This window comes from Loktanella sp. S4079 (genome assembly GCF_000967725.1).
Taxonomy (GTDB): Bacteria; Pseudomonadota; Alphaproteobacteria; order Rhodobacterales; family Rhodobacteraceae; genus Yoonia.
Window position 1 is genome coordinate 98,028 of sequence record NZ_JXYE01000004.1, and the last position, 20,459, is coordinate 118,486.

A 20,459-nucleotide genomic window follows, 5' to 3' on the forward strand; every position below is an offset into this window, starting at 1 on the left:
AAGGGAACTATAACGTTTACGTCACGCAAACCAAGGGGCAAACCGACTAGTCTAACTGATCACCCAGCTCCAGCCCGCGCAGCACGTCATCTGCAGGCATTGCTTTCTTACCTTGGCGCTGCGCATGCGTGATCTCGACAGCACCCGATCCGCAAGCAATGGTAAATCCGTCTAACACGCGGCCCGCAGCGGCCTGCCCCGGCACAGTGCGACTGGCAAGGAGCTTCACGCGTTCACCCGCGACCTCGCACCACGCGCCGGGAAACGGTGACAGTCCACGGATCAACGCATCAACTTCGGCTGCTGGTTTGGACCAATCCACGCGCGCCTCTGATTTATCAATCTTGGCAGCATAGGTGACACCTTCGTCAGGCTGTACCTGCGGTGTGAGCGTCGGATATTCAGCCAACGCCCGCACAATCAATCGCGCGCCCATCTGCGAAAGCCGGTCATGCAATTGACCTGTGGTTTCCTCTGTTCCGATTTCAGTGGCCTCGGTCAACAAAACCGGTCCGGTATCAAGCCCCGCTTCCATTTGCATGATGCAAACACCAGTCTGCGCGTCACCCGCCATAATCGCCCGATGGATTGGCGCAGCCCCGCGCCAGCGTGGCAATAGTGAGGCATGAATATTCAGACAACCATGACGCGGCGCATCCAGCACGACCTGAGGCAAAATCAGACCATAGGCGACCACGACTGCGATATCTGCATTCAGCGCTGCAAATTCAGATTGCGCGTCAGGGTCGCGCAAGGAAACCGGATGGCGAACGGGCAACCCCAAGGCTTCTGCGCGCTGCTGGACTGGGCTGGGTCGATCTTTTTTACCGCGACCAGCAGGGCGCGGCGGCTGGCAATAAACAGCAACGACCTCATGCCCCGCATCAACTAATGCGTCCAACACAGGTACCGAAAAATCTGGAGTTCCCATAAAGACGACACGCATGATGCACCTCTTGTCAGCCGAATAATTTGCGCGACCAGATAGATCAAATTTAGCTAAATTTGATCGCCGCTAGCCTTTGTTCAATTTGCGCGACTTCTTGATCAGCATATCGCGCTTAACCCGCCCTAAGTGATCAAAGAACATCTTGCCAGCCAAATGATCAATTTGGTGCTGGACCGATGTCGCCCAAAGGCCGACGAAATCGCGTTCCTCTAGGGTCCCGTCTTCGTTTAGAAACCTGACAGTCACGGCGCGTGGGCGCGACACCTTAGCCCAGACGCCCGGTAGATTTGGCGATCCTTCCTCGTGCACACGCGGCTCTACGCTCGCATGCAGGACCTCAGGGTTCGCCATGCGTACCGCCTTGCCGCGGGTTTCAGAGGCATCAACCACGGCCAGGGCCAACCCGATCCCCAGTTGCGGCGCCGCAAGGCCAACGCCCGGCATCGTATCCATTGCGACGATCATTTCATCCCAGATCGCGCGCACATCGGGTGTAATTTCTTCAACAGGCTTGGCGGCGGTGCGCAACACTTCGTGCGGCCACATAACATAGGGGCGATGCATCATTGTTCTTGTCCTGTCTGTGTAATTAATATGCCGTTCAGGTGGTCCAATTCGTGGCAAGCGCAAATCGCCTGCGCCCCTTCAAAACGGGCAGTTTGAATTGTTCCGTCCAGCACTTGCCAGCGCATCTCAACCCACGTTGGGCGCGGCACAGCAAAGGTGCGACCGGGGATGGACAGACACCCCTCGGGTCCTACTGCATGTGTTTCAGACGCGCTGATAATCGTGGGGTTCACAAATACCAATGGGGTTGGGTCCGCGTCTTTCCACGTGACGTCTGTGACAAAGATACGCCGACCCACACCGATCTGCGGCGCGGCCAAACCGCGTCCGGGCGCGTCATACATTGTCTCAAGCATATCACGCGCGAGATCAGCGAGCGCGTCATCAAATACCGTGACCGGGGCGGCAATCGCATCCAGCACGGGATCACCTTCAAAGCGCAACTCACGGATTGCCACGCGCCTAGCTCCGCGCCAATTCGCGCTTTAGCTTTTGCATTTTGCGCGTGATCATCTGACGCTTGAGCGGCTTGAGATAGTCGATGAATAGCTTTCCATCCAAATGGTCGATTTCATGCTGAACGCATGTCGCCCACAGCCCATCGAATTTTTCGCGTTGCGTCTTGCCGTCGAGACTGAGCCATTCGACCTCAACCTCGGCAGGGCGTTCGACCTCGGCGTATTGATCAGGGATCGATAAGCACCCTTCGTCATAGGTGCTGCGTTCATCGGATGACCAGACAACCTGCGGATTGATAAGAACCATGGGTGACGGCGTCGCCCCTTCGTCCTTTTCGCAGTCCATCACAATTATGCGCATCATCTGTGCAATTTGCGGCGCAGCGAGCCCAATGCCCGGCGCATCATACATGGTTTCCAGCATGTCATCAGCGAGCCGCCGGATGTCGTCAGTGACAGCCGGGACCGGATCGGTCACCTTCTTGAGCCGCGGATCAGGGTGAATGAGTATTTTTCGTAAAGCCATGTCGCTGATCTAATCGCTCTGCCAGTGTATCGCAAGCAAAGGGTACAATATCGCACTTGCACATGATTTCTGGCTGGGCAACCCTGCCCCCAAGTTTCAAGGAGAGCCCCATGACATTCGATACCCCCGTTGACCGCCGGAACACCCACTGCGTCAAATGGGACGCAATGCAGGATATCTATGGCGTCTCTCCAGATGACGGTCTGGCCATGTGGGTCGCCGATATGGAATTCCGCGCCGCGGACCCAATCAAGGACGCTCTGCAAAACATGGTAGACCACGGTGTCTACGGCTACTTTGGCGACGAAAGCAAATATCGCAGCGCCATTCAATGGTGGATGCAAGAGCGTCACGGTTGGACCATTGATCCGTCATGGATATTCACCACGCATGGGCTGGTAAACGGCACTGCACTTTGTATCGAAACCTTTACGCGTCCGGGTGATGGTGTTGTCCTATTTACCCCGGTCTACCATGCCTTTGCGCGCGTCATCCATGCCGCCAACCGCCAAGTTGTCGAATGCGAGCTCGTGAATAATGATGGACGCTACGAGCTAGATTTTGATGCCTATGACGCGCAGATGCTGGGCAATGAGCGGATGTTGATCCTGTGTTCACCGCATAACCCCGGTGGCCGCGTTTGGACCAAGCAAGAACTGCAAGAGGTCGCAGCGTTCGCCAAACGTCACGATCTGATTTTGGTATCCGACGAAATCCACCATGATCTGACAATGCCCGGTCAAACCCACACCCCGATGACGCACATCGAAGGGATCACAGACCGTCTGGTCATGATGACCGCAACAACCAAGACCTTTAACATCGCCGGCAGCCACTCGGGCAATGTCATCATCGAAGACCCGGATCTGCGGGCCAAATTCGGGCGGTGTATGGCAGCTCTTGGGATTTCACCGAATAGTTTTGGCCTACATATGGCCACAGCCGCCTATTCACCGGCAGGCGCCGCATGGGTGGATGACCTGCGCGCCTATTTGGATCAAAACCGCAAAATATTTGATGCCGGGATCAACAGCATTCCAGGGTTACGCTCGATGAACCTGGAATCCACGTATCTTGCTTGGGTGGATTTTTCCGGCACCGGTATGCCACAAGAAGAATTCACCAAACGTGTCGAACAATCCGCCAAAATCGCAGCAAACCACGGCCCTACCTTTGGCAAAGGTGGCGACGATTTTCTGCGGTTCAACATCGGTGCGCCCAAGGCACAGATCGAAGATGCGGTCGGACGCTTACAAAAGGCGTTCAGCGACCTTCAGTAAATGCGCTTAACGCTCCAGCAGCCCTGCTGGAGCAAACTCCGGCGTTTCATAATCTGCAGCAGGCCGATCCGTAACAGGACGCAGCCACTTAAATTCGAAAACACGTTCGTTGTCTTCGGCGACCGAAGACACAACAAGACACTGATAAAGATGCTTCGGGCCATCATAAATATCGACATGCCCACGCAAACGATCAGACCCATCAAGATCGAGAGCAAACCCACCATCCCAGAACCTACGAATCCGATAGGTGTCTTCACCGTCGTGAACAGATAGCCGATCTTTGCGCTTTAGCGCGGCTTTACGGGCCTCTTCGAGGCCAAGACGCACAGCCTCTGGCAAGAATTCATACATCGTTCCCCCTCCTCTACGTCTTAGCATGCGCACCATTTGGTAAACATCAAGTGACGAATTCAGATTCTATCTAGGAATTTAGTACTGCCTATTCGGTACGCACCGGACGCAATACATGCGGTTTCGTCGCATCATAAAGCGCAGAATCTGGGAACCCATTGTTATCCGACAGGGCCTGACCCACCATGATCAGCGCCGTGCGCGTTAGCTTTGCGGCCCGTACTTTTTCGCGAATATCGCTTAATGTGCCACGGATGATCAATTGATCTGGCCAGCCCACACGGTAGACAACGGCGACGGGGCAATCTTCGCCATAGAATGGGGTCAGCTTGCGTTCGATATCCTTGAGCGCACGAATACCCAGATGGATTGCCAATGTTGTCCCTGTCCGCGCGAAATTCTCAAGCGTTTCACCAGCGGGCATGCCGGTCGATTTCATCGAAACGCGGGTCAGCACGATCGATTGCGCCACTTCGGGGATCGTCAGTTCGGTTCCCAACGCAGCCGCAGCGGCTGTATAGGCCGGAACACCGGGGATGATCTGGTAATCAATTCCTTCGGCCTTGAGTAGTCGAATCTGCTCGGCAATCGCGCCGTAAAGCGACGGATCGCCCGAGTGAACACGCGCGACGTTCAACCCTTTTTCATGGGCTGCTACGATTTCGGCGTGGGTTTCGCCCAAGGTCATAGGGGCCGTATCCATCACCCGCGCATCTTTGGGGGCGCAGGCCACAACGGCCTCTGGCACCAAGGATCCCGCATAAAGACACACCGGGCATTCGCCAATGACCCGCGCGGCCTTGAGCGTCAGCAACTCGGGGTCACCCGGCCCAGCACCAATAAAAAAGACTGTCATCTTGTTGTTCCTTATTCAGCCTTATCCGGCATCCGACAAATCGCCGTCAATTTTGCGCGCATAACCACGCGGGGTGTACATCCGTGGGCCTGTGCCCAATTGCGCCAGTCTTGAATGGGATGACCCAATCAACACGACGGTCAACATGTCGACCTCATCAACCTGTAATTCGTCCAAACGGCGATAGCGGATATTCTCGTCGGGGCGGCCAAGCGACGACGCCAGCATCACTGGCGTATCTGCTGGGCGGTGCTCTAACAGAATATCGCGCGCCTCAGCCAAGAGCGTCCGGCGACGCATCGAGACTGGATTGTAGAACGCGATGACAAAGTCGCCCTGCGCCGCTGCGTGCAGCCGTTTGACAATATCTTCGCGTGGGGTCAGCAAATCCGACAGCGAAATGGCGCAGAAATCATGCCCAAGAGGCGCACCCGCGCGTGCTGCCGCGCCTTGCAACGCACTCACACCCGGCGAACACACGACCTCGACCCGGCGCGCCGCGTCAGAAACACCCATCTGATCTGGTCCACGATCCAACAATTCAAAGACCAGCGCACCCATTGCATAAATGCCCGCATCCCCAGAACAAACCAATGCAACGTTCTTGCCTTGGCCCGCTTGTTCCAGCGCGTAACGGCAGCGGTCTTCTTCGCCACCCAAAGGAAAGTCTGACCGGGTCTTACCAGCAGCCAGCGGCCCGAGCAGATCAATATAAAGCCCGTAACCAACAAGCTCTTCGGCATCAGCAACCAGTTTGGACACCTCAGGCGTACGCCATGACGCTTGCCCCGGCCCAATCCCGACAATCGACAGTTTCCCACGAGAATGCCCCTGCATCTGCGTGATCGGTGCTTGTGCGCGCACCAAAGCGCAAGTGGTATTCGCGGTCTTGCTTTTCTCTGCGATCAACACCGCATCCGTGCCCGCCGCCGCCAAAGCCGCCCCTTCTGAAACGCCATGACAACCGACCTCGGCAAACACCACATCAGATGGATTTGCCAAACGGTCCGATTGCGCCTCAAGCTCAGCCGCTGTGAAGACGCGTAGTGGAACCCTCAAACGCTCAGCCACTGCAATGATGGCAGGCTCATCCGCCTTAAGGTCAATTGAGGCCACACAAGCAATTGCACCCGCTGCGAGGTTGGCCGCGCAAAGCGATTGCTGTACATGCGCCCACATTTCCTCGGGATCGGCATTGCGCGCGCACCCAAGACCAAGCGCAATGCGCTGCGGGTGATAAACCAATTTGGCATCATCACCTGTTTCATCAGCCTCTGTGACAACAATGTTGACTGCATCACCCGCAGGCAAATCGGCGTCAAAGATTTGCTCACCCGACCAAGTCACGCCGCCACCCGATAGGATCGCCGCCATCACGCTCTTGGCGTTCTGCGGATTCTGAAGCCGGTATCCAAGGGGCGGTTCATCCAATGCGACGCCAATCGCCACATCACCCGCGGTCGTCACGGCGGCCTGCGCGCCAATCCCATCCGCAATCTGACGCGCCAAACGGTTCGCGCCGCGATGCCCACCCAGCAGTGGAACAACCACTGCACCGTCATCAGACACCGAAACCACAGGTGGTTCCGCCGTCTTATCCGCCAGCAATGACGCCACCCCCCGGATCAATATCCCCGAAGCACAAACGCCAATCACAGGAACACCCGCCGCAAAGAGGTCGCGAACATGATCAAGCGCATTGGCAAAATACGCATCAGCACGATCAACGCGCCCGTCACGCCCATGAACCTGACAGCCCAATAGTTCTGCAACGCGATGTGCAGTGCTTTCACCGGATCGGGACAAGGCCAAAACAACTGGCTTTTGCGCATCACGCGCAGCAGAATTCAAAGCCATGGATCGGCCCCCTTCGTCAGCAAAATCATAGAAAAGTAAGGCGCCTTCTCCGGTGCCTCGGACAGCGGCAACACCACTTCTTGGGGCAATGTCGCGCGCTCAACATAGACGGCACCGTCTGTTAGCCCCAATGCGTCGATCACAGCCCTGATCTTGGGCAAATGGCGACCGACTTTCATAATCACAACGCTTTCTGCACCTTCGATGCGCGCGCGCAATTCTTGCTCCGGCAACGGCCCAGGCAATACGGTCAACCGCTCATTGCGGGCAGCCAGCGGCATACCCGCACGTGCAGCGCAAGCCGTGATCGAGGTCACACCGGGTACGACCTCAACCGCGAACCGCGTAGCAAGGCGGGCATAGATATACATAAACGACCCATAAAAGAACGGATCGCCCTCGCACAGACAGACAACATCCTGCCCGGTCTCCAGCGCCGCAGCGATCTCTGCGGCGCCTTGGTCATAGGCCTCTTGCGCCGGCGCACGCGCGACGGTCATGGGCACATCCATCACAATTTCCCGCGTGTCAGACGCAATAAGGTCCGCCGCAATCGCACGGGCAAAGCTCTCACCACCCGCCAAGGCTGGATAGGCAATGACGCGTGCATTTTCGATCAGGCGCGCCGCCCGCAAGGTCATCAAATCTGACGCCCCTGGCCCAAGCCCAACCCCGTATAAGGTTCCGCTCATTGCCCATCCTCGCTTTGGTCAAAATACTCCCGCCGGAGGCACCCCATCATCGTTTCACGAGGCTCCATTGCGTGACTGGCATCGCAGGTCGCCACCCAGTCAACCGCCCAACTGGTTCTGCCCGATGGGTCGCAATCTTAACCAGATCTCCGCCAAATTCCGCATGAAGCGCAATCAGTGCGGCCTCACTCTCAAGCGTTACAGCATTCGCAACCAACCGCCCTAAGGGCCGCAAAGCGGCCCATGCGGCGTCAAATGTTTCGCGGCTCAGACCACCGCCGATAAAAATCGCGTCGGGCGCTTCTAAACCAACCAATGCGGCCGGAACGGTGCCTTCGACAATCTCTAACTTTGGCACACCAAGCGCCAAGGCATTTGCAGCCGCCATCGCGCGGCGATCAGCGCGCGGTTCAATACCCACCGCACGCGCATAGCGGGCGGCACGCATCCATTCGATTGCGACAGATCCACAACCACAGCCAATATCCCACAACAGGGCGCCGCGCATTGGCATAAGCTTTGCAAGGGTCGCGGCGCGCACCTCTTGCTTGGTCATGGTGCCGTCTGACTGAAACAGATTATCCGCAAGCCCCGGCACACGCGGTAGCAAAGCCGCATCTGGGGCGGCAACACATTCAACAGCCAGCGTATTGAATGCAGGCACCTCATGCGCCCAGCTTTCCGCCAAGCCGTCAAAGCGGGCCTCATCCTTGCCACCCATCGCGGCAAGAACGGTCATCTTTGAACGCCCAAATCCGCGTTCTGTCAGGAAATGCGCAATTTGTGCCGGGGTCTCTGCCCCGGTCGTAAGCACGAGCAATCGGGCATCGGGCTGAATAAACGCGATCATCTGCTCAACTGGGCGACCATGAACTGTCAGTGTCTCAACATCAGCGAGCGACCAGCCCATCCGTGCAGACGCCAATTGAAAGGCCGAAAGCTGCGGATGATAGATGATTTCCTTTGGATCAATCGCACGGCCAATGCGCGCGCCGACCGAAAACCACAAGGGGTCGCCCGTGACCAAGATAACGACACGGCGTCCACGAAGGTTCTCGATTTTTTCGATCATCGCGTCAAAGGGGGACGGCCAAGCCATCCGCTCTGCTGAGGTATTTCCAGCGAGATTATGGTGCCGTTCACCGCCGATGATGACCTCGGCCGCTGCGACAACCGCGCGCGTTGCAGGCGTCAACCCATCAAGCCCATCTTCACCAATACCAACAATGTGCAACCAAGGTTCAGACATCTTCGGGCAACCCCGCTGCTAATGCGTTGACGGCTGCTGATGCAATCGCTGATCCCCCACGTCGTCCGCGCAAGGCGACGAACTCGCATCCCCTTGGGCGCGCGGCAAGCTCTGCTTTGCTTTCTGCGGCGCCGACAAACCCGACCGGAAAACCAAGAATGACAGCGGGTTTTGGCCAGCCCCGATCAATCAGTTCTAGCAGATGAAACAAGGCAGTAGGTGCGTTTCCGATTGCGACAACTGCGCCTTCGATATGATCACGCCACAACTCTACCGCAGCGGCCGAGCGCGTATTGCCAATTGTTGCGGCGCGATCTGGCACTGTGGCGTCATTTAGCGTGACGATCACCTCATTCTGAGAGGGCAGGTAGCGACGGATAATCCCGGCTCCAACCATCTCGCAGTCGCACAAAATTGGCGCACCAGCCTGTAGCGCAGCGTGACCCGCCGCATAGGCCGCTGGTGAAAACGCCAAGCGATCAGCAACCTCGACCATTCCGCAGGCGTGAATGACCCGCGTAATCAAAGGGCGCATATCAGCAGCAAAACGATCTAGTCGCGCTTCGTCACGGACGGTGGCAAAGCTTTGCGCGTAGATGGCTTTTGGGTCTTTTTCGTAGGGACGCAAATTCTAGCTTTCAGTTAACAGGACAGATCGCAGGGCCTTAGCCCTTGCGATTTTTGCGCGCGCTTTCCGGACCGTGTGGGTGTTTGGCATGCGGGTAAGGCGCGTGGTGATGATCATGGTCATGATCGTGGTGATGGTCATGATGGTGATGGTGCCCGTGATCATGGCCGTGGTTATGATCATGATGATGGTGGTGATGGTGCACCATCTCTAGCCGGCACATCCCCGTGCAGAAGCTATCACACATCTGACAATCACTGACGTTGGAACCCGGAGCATTCGCGCCCTGCCCTTCGACATGGTGATGGTGGCTTTCTTGAACGGCGCCGACCTCTCCCTCGAACCCAAGCACTTGTGTCCGATATTTGCACAAAACGCATGTCGCCGGTGGCACCGCGCCAAAGGCAGGGTGACGCCGCTCAGCGACACTAATGCTATGGGTTTTGCCTTCTTCGAGGGCAAGCACCTGCGTACGGTAGCCACAGATACCACAGTTAGGCGGCGGCGCATCGCTGGTCTGCTCCATGATCCGCTCTGCAAAGGTTTCCAGCACTTTAGGGTGGTCCCCTAGATAACCTGCTTTTACGAATTGAATATCGGTATGTTCAGCAGCCACTTGATCCGTGAACCCGTAAATCCGGTCGATCAAAATCCCGGAGAACAAGAAATACGGGAAGACAATGACACGCTTGTAGGGCAGCATCGCGACATGCTGCAAACACGGCTCGACCAAAGGAAAGGTGACGCCGGAATATCCAACTTCGCACCAGCCAAAGCCCATGCCCTCTTGGAGCATACGTGCAACTTTTGACACATTACCATTCGCGTCAGGGTCAGACGCCCCACGTCCGATCACCACGAGGCATGTTTCCTCGAGCGGCAGCGCGCCGTGTTCCGCATTTGCGGCATCAACCGCTTCTTGGATACGTCCGGCAGCGGCGGCGATCATCTTGGGGTCGACGCCCAATTCACGGCCGTAGCTGACGGAAACGCCATGCTTTGTCGCATAGGTATTCAGCACAGTCGGTATGTCATTTTTGGCGTGCATCGCGGCAAATAACATGCCCGGCACGGCCAGAATGCGGTCGCAGCCCGCCTCGCGCAGACGATCAAGACCGTCCCGAATGACCGGGTTCGCAAACTCTAGATACCCGTAATCGGTCAACCAATCTTTGGGCAAATAGGCCGGCAGTTTTTCAGCAAGCGTCGCAAACTCATCAACAGCGGACTGACTGCGTGACCCGTGCCCGCAGATCATTACACCGGTTTTCATGCTGCTTCGCCTTCGGCTTCTTCTTCGTTGTCGATGTCTTCGGCGTCGTCTTGGGCCTTTTTGCCCTTGAGCGCGCCCCAAATCGCCGCAAGCCCTGCCAGACCAATAGCCACACCCGCGACCCAATGATCATGACCCGCCGCATCAGCCCAATGGCCGGGATGGGCGGTGGCGGCCGAACCGACCATCACAAGGGTGAGTGTAAGCAGTGCGCGCATCTGGTCTCTCCGTTTTCGGCTCATGACCAGAGACCCCACGCAGGCAGCGTAGGATGTGACGACGTGGTGCTTTGGTCCCCGTTTTGGGTCGACCGCCGCGCCTCCAACCGTTCTGGCCCTGAGGGGCTTCGTCTAGGGATTCGTATAAAGCGACATCACCCTCCGGGCAATGCGATATGCGGCGATTGATGTTTTATCCGCGGCGTCAACTATACTCAGCCGTGTCGGCAGCGACAGCCTCTTGCATATCCCGCAAGAAATCGGGGTCCGCCGCATGCACCCGGTTCCAAGTCGGAATAAACGGGGTTTCATGCGGATTTTCCAAGAAAAACTGCCCCGCACGCATGATATTCTCTGCAAACAGCTCAATCGAGCGTTCCTCTGCGTGGCGATCAATCGACAGCCCATTCATGAGCGCGTCGTTGTAGTAGGCATCCAACAAGTCCAAAGCGCTGCGGTAATAAGTCGCCTTCAGTGTACGGAACACATTGGCAGTAAAGATCGTGCCATCAGCGGCAAGCTTGCGGAAAATAGCCTTGCAGATGTCCGTCGACATACGGTTCAGCCCGGCTGCGGCATCCTCTGGGCTTAGCTCTTGGTGTTTGTGGTCATAGGCATCAGCAATTTCGACCTGACAGACAGCTTTGGGTGCTAGGTTGCGCCATGCCTCTGACAACACCCCAATCTCGAGTCCCCAGTCAGAGGGTATCCGCAAATCCGGCAAGATATTCGTGCGCATCGCGAATTCACCCGATAGGGGATAGCGGAAACTGCGCAGATAATCGAGATAATCGCGATCCCCAACAACGCGCTTGAGCGCGATTAGCAACGGGCTGACCAGCAAACGCGTGACGCGGCCGTTTAGCTTGTCGTTGCCAATACGTGCGTAGTATCCTTTGGCGACCTGATAGGGAAAGGTTGGGTTCGCAACCGGGTAGACCAGCCGCGCCAACATGTCATTGGTGTAGGTCAGAATATCGCAGTCGTGGATCGCCATAACCGCGCTATCTTCGCAGCCGATCAAATACCCGAGCGACGACCAAACATTCTTGCCTTTACCCTGTTCATTGGGCGCAAGCCCCAGATCATCAAGCCGCTTTTCCAACGCTTTCATCCGCGGACTGTCATTCCAGATAACAACATGGTTCTGGTTTAGCCCGGTAAAGAATTCTTGCGCATGACGAAACTGATCCTCGGTTGCGCGATCTAGCCCAATGATAATGCGGTGCAGATACGTCACCTTTGACAGCTCGGCCAAGATATTTGGCATCGCGTCAGTCTCAAGCTCTGAATAAAGACAGGGCAGGATCAGTGACATTTTCCGCGACTGAGAGAATGTCTCGAGCTCATAAGTCATTTCAGCAAGAGAACGCGTGCGCAGATTATGAAGTGTCGCGATGTTACCGTTTTGATGAAAATCGACCATGTGCTCGCTTTCTTTAAGTTCAATTCAATTGGGCCAATAACTGTATCATGGCCTGGTTCCAGCCTTCTGGTCCGGGCAGTTTGGTGCGAATAATCCGGCCCGTTTCTTCGCCCGGCTGCAGTGGCAATGCAGGACGCGCGGGATTGGCGACGATTACGCCATAATCAGCGGCATTCAGCATCTCGATGTCATTAGGTGCATCGCCCAGCGCAATTGTATGGCGTGGCTGCAAGGCAGAGATCACTTTTGCCATACCGTCGGCCTTGGTCGCACCAAAAGACAGGGTCAGAAAACGCCCGCCCTCGCGTGCAGAAACGCCCCTATCGGACAAAGCCGCGATAAATTTCTGCCTTTGATGGTCAGTGCCGCCCCACAATCCGGGCTCAGAGAACGCGCGGGATTTAGCGGCGATAGCACCATCGTGATCCAATCCTGTAACATCAGACAGGCGCGCGGCATCCATGTCGCTGAACCCTTCAAAGTGTTGGCGCAAGTCAACAGGCAGCGTATTCAGGATTGCAATCAGCTGTTGATACTGATCTGCGCCCGCTGGGTCATCTGTCAGCAAACCCGACCCGTTTTCCACGATTGCCGGTGCATCGGTGATATTCAGCGCATCTTGGATCTCGCGAATTTCAACTGCGGTCTTACTGCTACATAGAACCAGCACTGCATTGATCTGTCGAAGCATGTCCAACGCGGGCTGGGCCGCGTTCCATGAATAGCTGTGATGATCCAATAGCGTCCCGTCGAGATCCGAAAAAACGACAAGAGAAGAAGATGCTTTCATACAAAGCAGGTTCATACGTGATCGCGCAGGATGCAACCCTTGAACAGAGATTCTTTTTGCAGTTGCAGCATAATCCGCCTGTGCGACTGCGCACGATGCCTGCGCCCTAGGCGGGATTTGTCACAAAATGAACATGGGATAACTATAGTCCCAACGCAGAAACAGGAGGCCACGATGGGTCAGTTGATTGACGGCGTCTGGGATGACGCTTGGTACGACACTAAGAAATCAGGCGGCAAATTTATCCGCTCTACCACAGCATTTCGCAATTGGATTACCGCAGACGGCAGCGCTGGCCCCTCTGGCGAAGGTGGCTTTCAGGCAGAAAGCGGCCGCTATCACCTTTATGTTTCTTATGCCTGCCCATGGGCGCACCGCACCCTGATCTTTCGCGCGATCAAGGACCTAACGGATCACATTGGGGTATCTGTCGTGCATCCCGATATGTTGTCAGACGGCTGGACCTTTGCCACTGATTTTGACGGTGCAACTGGCGATGAACTGTTTGGCATGGCCTACGCCCGCGACATCTATACCAAAGCCGACCCTAAGATTTCTGGCCGCGTCACCGTGCCCATCCTGTGGGACAAACAACGCAATACAATCGTTTCCAACGAATCCGCCGAAATCATTCGTATGCTAAACAGCGCGTTTGACGGGATCACCGGCAACACAGATGACTACTGGCCGGAACATTTGCGCGACGACATCGAGGCGGTGAACAACCGCATCTACGACACCGTGAACAACGGCGTCTACAAGGCTGGCTTTGCCACCACCCAAGAGGCCTATGACGAGGCAGTACATCCTCTCTTTGAGAGCCTCGATTGGCTTGAACAACGCCTTAGCGAGTCGCGTTATTTGGTTGGCGACCCCCTGACAGAAGCAGACTGGCGGCTGTGGACCACATTGATCAGGTTCGACAACGTCTACCACCTGCATTTCAAGTGTAACCGCAAGCGGATCCTCGACTACCCCAACCTCATGGGATTTACGCGCGAACTATATCAGCGCCCTGGCGTCGCCGCGACGGTTCATATGGATCACATTGTCCGGCACTATCACTATAGCCACGATACGATTAATCCCAATCGGATCATCCCTGTGAACCCGCAGATCGACTTTAGCGCTCCGCACGGTCGGGGTTAGGCTGACCATAGTGTTCAACAATCGCCGCCAAGTCATTTGGCGGGGTTGTGCTTTCGATAAATGCACGCGCGTTTGCGCTGTGGTTAAAGATGGACCCATCTGAAAAAAAGGTGGTGTCTGTGACAAAGACGACATTAGCGTTCGGTTGCCGATACTGCGCGACATCGGCGACCGCCAATGCGCTCCCCTCGCGCAGCACAAGATCTAGGACAATTACTTCAAAAGAATCATTTTCGAGCGCCAATAGCGCCTCGGCACCGGTTTGCACCAATGTCACTCGCGCACGTAAACGCTCTAGGTGGCGCTTCCACAGCTCACCCAAGTTTACGTTACTCTGGACAATTAAGACGTGCATTTTCTCTCCGATTACAGGACTTATACTATGTTTTGTGCGTTAAATCTCCGAAATTGGATCGCACATATCCTCAATTCCGCCCGAATCCCTAACGAATAGTTAACGCGCAAGGCCGACCTATACCAAAAGACAGGTTACTCGGCTAAACCTTGCGGTTCAGGCGCGAATCCGCTTGAAACACGCACGACCAACGACAGGCAATACCTATGACCACATGGATCACCATTTGTGACACCTGCAAACGCGAAGGCTGGGACCAGGGCGACATGTCCCATACCGACGGCGAACGCCTTGCGCATTTGATCGAAGCGACCGCAACCGGCCTGTCCGGGGTCAAGACGCGTCGCGTTTCATGCCTGATGGGGTGCAAGCGCGGCTGCAATATCGCAATTCAAGCTGAAGGCAAGCTATCTTATACGCTTGGCGAATTTGAGGCCACAACCGAGGCTGCATCGGGCATCGTCGCCTACGCATTATCCCACAGCAAGAGCGAAACAGGGCAAGTCCCCTTCCGCGATTGGCCACAAGCCATCAAAGGGCACTTCGTGACCCGTCACCCGCCTCTGCCCAAAGACGCATGACAAAGACACGTGATCACGGCGGCGGAATAGACGCCGCAATTGCGCAATACGGCGGCACCCGTGCGCAGTGGCTGGATCTATCCACTGGCATTAACCCAGTCCCATATCCGATCCCCAATATTTCCAACGATGCTTGGACCGCGCTGCCTGACCACGGTGCGTTTGATCTGCTCTATGCCCGCGCCCGTACATTCTGGAATATTCCTGACACGGCCGACATTATCGGCGCGACAGGCGCCTCGGCCATTATCGCTGCTCTGCCGCGCACTGCCCCTGCGGGTCAGGTCCATATCCCCGGACCAACCTACAACGAACATGGCGCTGCTTTTCAGGCCGCTGGCTGGCAAATCTCTGAAGGCACGTCGCAAGCGATGGTCGCGGTGCATCCCAATAATCCAGATGGGCATCTCTGGACCAAAAATACGCTCGACGCGCCTTTCACTATCATCGACGAAAGCTTTGCCGATGTGACGCCAGATCAATCACTGATCCATCTGGCCGCCCGTCCCGGCACTGTTGTGCTCAAGAGTTTTGGTAAATTTTGGGGCCTTGCCGGTGTGCGCCTGGGCTTTGCGATTGGCGATCCCCAGATTATTGCGCAGCTTCGGGATTTATTGGGGCCATGGCAAATTTCGGGCCCCGCGCTGACAATCGGGGCAGAGGCATTGTCCGACCCGGCATGGGCCGATCAAACACGCAAGCGACTAGACAAAGACGCCGCACGCCTAGACGCGCTTGTGACCGGGCATGGAGCCGTATTGATCGGTGGAACCAGCTTGTTCCGGCTGTACAAAGTGCAAAACGCCCAAGCCGCCCAAGATCAACTCGCGCAGCACTACGTTTGGTCACGGATATTTCCCTACGCCCCAGACTGGCTGCGCCTTGGGTTGCCGCCCGCAGATCGTTGGGCGCAATTGGAAGCCGCGTTTTGACCCTGTTCTTAGGTATGATCCTAGACGCCACCCTAGGGGAGCCCAAATGGCTTTGGACACGGGTACGCCACCCTGCTGTGGTTATGGGGCAACTGATCGGTTGGTGTGACCAACAGTTTAACGCCGGGCAACATAAACGTCTCAAGGGTTTCCTCGTCATGGCGAGCTTGGTCAGCACGGCAGGCTTGTTGGGATGGCTTCTCCAATGTCTTCCAACAGGGCTTGCAGATGTATTGATCCTTGCAGTTCTCTTGGCGCAAAAATCACTCGCCCAGCATGTCACTGCGGTCGCACAAGCGCTCCGGTTATCGGTTGGCGATGGGCGTATGGCAGTTTCCATGATCGTGGGGCGCGACACCAAGGACATGGACCAAAGCGCGGTTGCCCGATCCGCAATCGAAAGCGCGGCTGAGAACCTCTCGGACGGGGTTATCGCACCAGCGTTCTGGTTTGCAGTCGGCGGGTTACCCGGACTGTTGATCTATAAAATCACCAATACAGCTGACAGTATGATCGGTTACCGCACCGAAAAACACGAAGCCTTTGGATGGGCGGCCGCCCGTTTCGATGATCTGCTGAACATCATTCCAGCACGGCTTAGCGCAGTCATGATTTGGGCTGTCACGGGGCGCAAAAACCTCTGCTTGATCATCAACGAGGCACCCTTGCACCGCTCGCCCAATGCCGGTTGGCCAGAGGCCGCAATGGCACATGGCCTCGATATCGCGCTGAGTGGGCCACGCAGCTATGACGGCGAGATACGCGACTTTCCGTTTGTGAACGAGGCCGGTGAGCACGAGCTATCCGCAAGCCATATCGATCAAGCCGTGCAGGTCCTCTGGAAAACTTGGGGACTGGGGCTGTGCTTCGCGCTTCTCATCAGTATTCTGTAGTCACGTAGGGTGGATTTTAATCCACCTCCCCAGTCCCACCGCGCGAGAAACCGACATGCCCGAACGGAAACACAGCATTTCAGATCGACACCTGCGGCTACTTCGGCGCGGGCTGCTCGTCTTGCTTGTGCTTGGTATTTTAGGGGCTGTCGTCTTTGGCGTCCGCGCCGTCAGTTCGTCGCGTGCGTGGTATCACGCACCGCCCGAACAAATCGAAAGCTGGATGTCACCACGCTATATCGCCATGTCCCAACATGTGCCACCTCGGGTCGTCGAAGACATACTCGCCCCGGGCCAAGATTTGATGCACCGCAAGATCTCGCTCGACGATATTGCCGATAATCAAGGCGTCGATGTGGACCTGTTAATCATCGCACTTGAAAACGCCATCGCCGAGTTCAAGGATCGCAAACGTGATTGATTTCTTCTTTGGACTGGTGGCCACTTGGGGGCTGCTGATCATCGCGGCGTCAGCGTATTTTTCCTGCCTTGCCGTGCCCGTCCCAACATTTGCAGTCATGCTCTCAGGTGGTGCATTTGCTGCCGCCGGTGATCTTGTACTCTGGCAGGTGCTCTTGGTTGCATACCTTGCTGCACTCGCTGGCGACCAGACAGGTTTTCGGCTCGGGCGCACTGGAGGCAACTGGCTAGACGGCTTTCTGGAAACCCGCCCTAATCGCGCGGCACTCTTTGCGCGAGCGCAACAGGTTGTTGACCGCTGGGGCAGCGCTGGCGTTTTCTTGAGCACATGGGCTGCCGCCCCCTTAGGGCCATGGGTCAATTTCGCGGCAGGTGCTGCAAAACTTGACCCTCTGCGGTTCTTTATCTGGGACGCACTCGGCGAGGCGATCTGGGTCGCAGGCTATGTTTTGCTTGGCTATTTCTTTGCCTCACACCTTGATGCGCTGACCACCTTGGTCGCCGATTGGGCGTGGTTACTCACGGCAATCAGCCTCGCGGTTGCGGCGGGCCTCTTCCTATTGCGCGCCAAAAACTAACGAGACTTGCACCTCTTTGCGCGCCTGTTAACGTGCGCGCAACCAATAGGAGATTTACAATGCGCTTAGCCATTGCACTGAGTTTGATTGCCAGCACTGCCTCTGCCCAAACATGCGGCGGTTCTGTGAACGGTTTTATTGAGGGCGTAAAGGCCGAAGCCCGCGCCAATGGCATTCCCGCTTCAACCGCAGATCGCTTCTTTCAAGGGGCGCGCATCGAACAAAGCGTTCTCAATGCTGACCGTTCTCAGGGCGTTTTTCAAAAGGACTTTATCAGCTTTTCACGTGCGCTCATTTCTCAAAACAGGGTCGACAACGGGCGCATCTACAGCCAGCGTTACGACGCGACATTCGACGCAATCGAAGCACGCTTCGGCATTCCGCGCGGCGTCCTCCTCGCTTTTTGGGCGTTCGAAACTGACTACGGACAGGTGCAGGGCAACTTCAACACCCGCAACGCGCTTTTGACGCTCGCGCATGATTGCCGCCGCCCAGAACTTTTCCGTCCACAACTTCTCGCTGCAATCGAGCTTTATCATCGCGGCGATATGGATCCCCAAAATACGACGGGCGCTTGGGCTGGCGAAATTGGCCAGGTCCAAATGCTCCCGCTTGATATCATCGAACGGGGTATGGATGGCGACGGCGATGGTCACGTCACGCTCAAGACCTCGGCGCCTGATGCGCTGATGTCTGGGGCGAATGTGCTGTCGCAACTGGGCTGGCGCGCAAATGAACCATGGCTGCAAGAAATCAACGTTCCCGCGAATTTGGATTGGTCACAAACCGGGCTAAACCACAAATTCCGGGTCCGCGACTGGGCAAATGCCGGGGTCACAGCACGCCAAGGGTCGCTTGGCCCATCAAACCTCGAGGCATCTGTTTTGCTTCCGATGGGGCGCAATGGCCCGGCTTTCCTCGCTTACCCAAATTTTGACGTCTATTTTGAATGGAACAAAAGCTTTGTCTACGTGACGACCGCTGCATATTTTGCGACCCGGCTTTCTGGGGCTTCGGTCTATAACGCTGGCAACCCAAGCGCGCCGCTCAGCGGACCGCAAATGCAACAACTACAACAAAAGCTAAGCGCGCGCGGCCATGACGTCGGCGGGATCGATGGCATTTTGGGCGCCAAAACACGCGAAGCCGTCCAAGCCGAGCAACAGCGGCTAGGTCTTCCAGCAGACGCATGGCCGACGCTATCGCTGCTTAATCAGCTCTAGGTGACAAAGATGCGGCGTTTCCTTGGAATTACTCTTGCTATCATCATTCTCGGGATCGCCGCATTTCTAACCCTTGCCCCGGGATATGTCGAAAAGGGGCGCAACGCAGTTGCAGCGCACGCCCCCTATCCGATCAGCCCGCAAGCGCAAGCCTTGCACAATCGACTAATCATTGGGGATTGGCATGCCGATACCCTGCTTTGGAAACGCAGTTTACTGGATCGCGCCACACGCGGGCACGTCGATTTACCCCGCCTTCTCGAAGGCAATGTCACGCTTCAAATGTTTACCGCTGTTACCAAGAGCCCAGCAGGTCAGAACTACCACGCAAATGATAGCGATAGCTTTGACAATATCACTTTGCTCGCTGTCGGTCAGCTTTGGCCGCCGCGCACATGGAACAGCCTTTTAGAGCGCGCACTCTATCAGGCAGACCGATTGCACCGATATGCGGCGAAATCGAATGGGCAACTGCGGGTCATCACGACACGCGCGCAACTCGACCAGCTTTTGACTGACCGGGCGAACGGAATGCAGGTTGTTGGTGGATTGCTCGGAATCGAAGGTGCACACCCGCTTGAAGGCGACTTAGCGAATTTAGACCGCCTCGAACAAGCTGGACATCGCATGATCGCGCTCCAACATTTCTTTGACAATGCCGTCGGCGGCTCTTTGCACGGTCAGGGTGACAATGGGCTGACAGAGTTTGGCCGTGAACTCGTGGCCGAAATCGCGCAGCGCGATCTGTTGCTCGATCTGGCACATTCATCCCCCCAAGTAGTGCGCGATGTGCTTGCCATGACGGATATCCCGCTTGTTGTGAGCCACACGGGCATTCATTCTGTCTGCCCGGTCAAACGGAACTTTACTGACGACTTGATGATGCGAATTGCCGCAACGGGCGGTGTCATCGCTATCGGCTATTGGGCCGATGTGACATGCGACGATAGCCCGGCAGGCATCGCGCGTACCATCAAAGCAGCAATCGCATTGCTTGGCGAAGATCACGTCTCGCTCGGATCAGATTTCGACGGGTCCGTTGCAACCAGTTTCGACGCCTCAGAACTCGCCGCCCTCACACAAGCGCTACTGGATCAAGACGTGACCGAGCTGCAAATCAGCAAAGTCATGGGCGGAAATATGGTGCGCGTTCTGCGCGAACGTTTGCCTTAGCGAGATGGGATGGCGGGTGGGGCGCATTGCAC

General features: G+C 56.3%; 24 protein-coding genes. 9 read left to right on the forward strand and 15 right to left on the reverse strand.

The genetic code is table 11. The features are described from left to right. Positions 1 to 46: 46 nt before the first annotated feature. The 4 genes from fmt to def (TW80_RS12480) form a co-directional block, all read right to left on the reverse strand. The gene (fmt, locus tag TW80_RS12465; protein WP_045997764.1) at positions 47 to 946 is read right to left on the reverse strand and encodes a methionyl-tRNA formyltransferase; all 900 of its coding nucleotides are present in this window, start codon (positions 944 to 946) and stop codon (positions 47 to 49) included. 69 nt (positions 947 to 1,015) lie between these two features. Next, complete coding sequence (gene def, locus TW80_RS12470) at positions 1,016 to 1,516, reverse strand: peptide deformylase (protein WP_045997765.1); 501 nt, start codon at positions 1,514 to 1,516, stop codon at positions 1,016 to 1,018. After that, the gene (gene def / locus TW80_RS12475) at positions 1,513 to 1,974 is read right to left on the reverse strand and encodes a peptide deformylase (protein ID WP_045997766.1); all 462 of its coding nucleotides are present in this window, start codon (positions 1,972 to 1,974) and stop codon (positions 1,513 to 1,515) included. The genes def (TW80_RS12470) and def (TW80_RS12475) overlap by 4 nt, the downstream gene beginning before the upstream one ends. A gap of 4 nt (positions 1,975 to 1,978) precedes the next feature. Further along, complete coding sequence (def, locus tag TW80_RS12480) at positions 1,979 to 2,500, reverse strand: peptide deformylase (RefSeq protein WP_045997767.1); 522 nt, start codon at positions 2,498 to 2,500, stop codon at positions 1,979 to 1,981. A 110-nt stretch (positions 2,501 to 2,610) separates the two neighbouring features. On the opposite strand from def (TW80_RS12480), the gene TW80_RS12485 reads away from it, so the two are divergent. After that, positions 2,611 to 3,780: a MalY/PatB family protein gene (locus TW80_RS12485; protein ID WP_045997877.1), complete on the forward strand. Its 1,170-nt coding sequence runs from the start codon at positions 2,611 to 2,613 to the stop codon at positions 3,778 to 3,780. A 6-nt stretch (positions 3,781 to 3,786) separates the two neighbouring features. Here TW80_RS12485 and TW80_RS12490 read toward each other — a convergent pair whose 3' ends face one another. From TW80_RS12490 to TW80_RS12535, 10 genes are all read right to left on the reverse strand, one after another. After that, positions 3,787 to 4,134, reverse strand: coding sequence for a hypothetical protein (locus tag TW80_RS12490; RefSeq protein WP_045997768.1), 348 nt, complete (start codon positions 4,132 to 4,134; stop codon positions 3,787 to 3,789). Between the two features lie 88 nt (positions 4,135 to 4,222). Next, the gene (cobM, locus tag TW80_RS12495; RefSeq protein ID WP_045997769.1) at positions 4,223 to 4,990 is read right to left on the reverse strand and encodes a precorrin-4 C(11)-methyltransferase; all 768 of its coding nucleotides are present in this window, start codon (positions 4,988 to 4,990) and stop codon (positions 4,223 to 4,225) included. A gap of 21 nt (positions 4,991 to 5,011) precedes the next feature. Next, positions 5,012 to 6,847 carry a precorrin-3B C(17)-methyltransferase gene (gene cobJ, locus TW80_RS12500; RefSeq protein WP_045997770.1) on the reverse strand — a complete coding sequence of 612 codons (1,836 nt, stop codon included), beginning with the start codon at positions 6,845 to 6,847 and terminating at the stop codon, positions 5,012 to 5,014. Continuing rightward, positions 6,838 to 7,539 carry a precorrin-2 C(20)-methyltransferase gene (gene cobI, locus TW80_RS12505; RefSeq protein ID WP_045997771.1) on the reverse strand — a complete coding sequence of 234 codons (702 nt, stop codon included), beginning with the start codon at positions 7,537 to 7,539 and terminating at the stop codon, positions 6,838 to 6,840. The genes cobJ and cobI overlap by 10 nt, the downstream gene beginning before the upstream one ends. A 46-nt stretch (positions 7,540 to 7,585) precedes the next feature. Next, positions 7,586 to 8,788 (reverse strand): bifunctional cobalt-precorrin-7 (C(5))-methyltransferase/cobalt-precorrin-6B (C(15))-methyltransferase, encoded by a 1,203-nt coding sequence (locus TW80_RS12510; RefSeq protein WP_045997772.1) that lies wholly within the window; start codon positions 8,786 to 8,788, stop codon positions 7,586 to 7,588. Then, on the reverse strand, positions 8,781 to 9,416 hold the full coding sequence (locus tag TW80_RS12515) for a precorrin-8X methylmutase (protein WP_045997773.1): 636 nt from the start codon (positions 9,414 to 9,416) through the stop codon (positions 8,781 to 8,783). Before TW80_RS12515 ends, TW80_RS12510 begins: the two co-directional genes overlap by 8 nt. A 37-nt stretch (positions 9,417 to 9,453) precedes the next feature. Then, the gene (locus TW80_RS12520; protein WP_045997774.1) at positions 9,454 to 10,689 is read right to left on the reverse strand and encodes a sirohydrochlorin chelatase; all 1,236 of its coding nucleotides are present in this window, start codon (positions 10,687 to 10,689) and stop codon (positions 9,454 to 9,456) included. Next, the gene (locus TW80_RS12525; protein ID WP_045997775.1) at positions 10,686 to 10,907 is read right to left on the reverse strand and encodes a DUF6732 family protein; all 222 of its coding nucleotides are present in this window, start codon (positions 10,905 to 10,907) and stop codon (positions 10,686 to 10,688) included. The genes TW80_RS12520 and TW80_RS12525 overlap by 4 nt, the downstream gene beginning before the upstream one ends. A 205-nt stretch (positions 10,908 to 11,112) precedes the next feature. Further along, positions 11,113 to 12,333, reverse strand: a complete 1,221-nt coding sequence (locus TW80_RS12530) for a glycosyl transferase (protein WP_045997776.1) — start codon at positions 12,331 to 12,333, stop codon at positions 11,113 to 11,115. A 19-nt stretch (positions 12,334 to 12,352) separates the two neighbouring features. Then, the gene (locus TW80_RS12535; RefSeq protein WP_045997777.1) at positions 12,353 to 13,123 is read right to left on the reverse strand and encodes an HAD-IIB family hydrolase; all 771 of its coding nucleotides are present in this window, start codon (positions 13,121 to 13,123) and stop codon (positions 12,353 to 12,355) included. 174 nt (positions 13,124 to 13,297) lie between these two features. Here TW80_RS12535 and TW80_RS12540 point away from each other — a divergent pair, with 174 nt between their 5' ends. Continuing rightward, the gene (locus TW80_RS12540) at positions 13,298 to 14,272 is read left to right on the forward strand and encodes a glutathione S-transferase family protein (RefSeq protein WP_045997778.1); all 975 of its coding nucleotides are present in this window, start codon (positions 13,298 to 13,300) and stop codon (positions 14,270 to 14,272) included. Here the strand turns inward: TW80_RS12540 and TW80_RS12545 are convergent. Next, the gene (locus TW80_RS12545; RefSeq protein WP_045997779.1) at positions 14,247 to 14,627 is read right to left on the reverse strand and encodes a response regulator; all 381 of its coding nucleotides are present in this window, start codon (positions 14,625 to 14,627) and stop codon (positions 14,247 to 14,249) included. The two genes, TW80_RS12540 and TW80_RS12545, sit on opposite strands and share 26 nt — an antisense overlap. 206 nt (positions 14,628 to 14,833) lie before the next feature. On the opposite strand from TW80_RS12545, the gene TW80_RS12550 reads away from it, so the two are divergent. Genes TW80_RS12550 through TW80_RS12580 form a run of 7 tightly spaced genes read left to right on the forward strand, consistent with a single transcriptional unit; the run spans position 14,834 to position 20,427 of the window. Next, on the forward strand, positions 14,834 to 15,208 hold the full coding sequence (locus TW80_RS12550) for a DUF1636 family protein (RefSeq protein ID WP_045997780.1): 375 nt from the start codon (positions 14,834 to 14,836) through the stop codon (positions 15,206 to 15,208). Continuing rightward, a complete protein-coding gene (locus TW80_RS18405; protein ID WP_045997781.1) occupies positions 15,205 to 16,140 on the forward strand; it encodes a threonine-phosphate decarboxylase in 936 nt (311 codons plus the stop codon). Before TW80_RS12550 ends, TW80_RS18405 begins: the two co-directional genes overlap by 4 nt. Then, entirely contained in the window at positions 16,137 to 17,033 is an 897-nt protein-coding gene (cbiB, locus tag TW80_RS12560; RefSeq protein WP_239450546.1) for an adenosylcobinamide-phosphate synthase CbiB, read from the forward strand. Before TW80_RS18405 ends, cbiB begins: the two co-directional genes overlap by 4 nt. A 55-nt stretch (positions 17,034 to 17,088) precedes the next feature. Beyond that, positions 17,089 to 17,454 (forward strand): hypothetical protein, encoded by a 366-nt coding sequence (locus tag TW80_RS12565; RefSeq protein WP_045997783.1) that lies wholly within the window; start codon positions 17,089 to 17,091, stop codon positions 17,452 to 17,454. Continuing rightward, positions 17,447 to 18,031 carry a DedA family protein gene (locus tag TW80_RS12570; protein ID WP_045997784.1) on the forward strand — a complete coding sequence of 195 codons (585 nt, stop codon included), beginning with the start codon at positions 17,447 to 17,449 and terminating at the stop codon, positions 18,029 to 18,031. The genes TW80_RS12565 and TW80_RS12570 overlap by 8 nt, the downstream gene beginning before the upstream one ends. Before the next feature lie 59 nt (positions 18,032 to 18,090). Then, a complete protein-coding gene (locus TW80_RS12575) occupies positions 18,091 to 19,254 on the forward strand; it encodes a lytic murein transglycosylase (RefSeq protein ID WP_045997785.1) in 1,164 nt (387 codons plus the stop codon). A gap of 9 nt (positions 19,255 to 19,263) precedes the next feature. Beyond that, positions 19,264 to 20,427 (forward strand): dipeptidase, encoded by a 1,164-nt coding sequence (locus TW80_RS12580; protein WP_045997786.1) that lies wholly within the window; start codon positions 19,264 to 19,266, stop codon positions 20,425 to 20,427. The last annotated feature ends 32 nt before the right edge of the window (positions 20,428 to 20,459 follow it).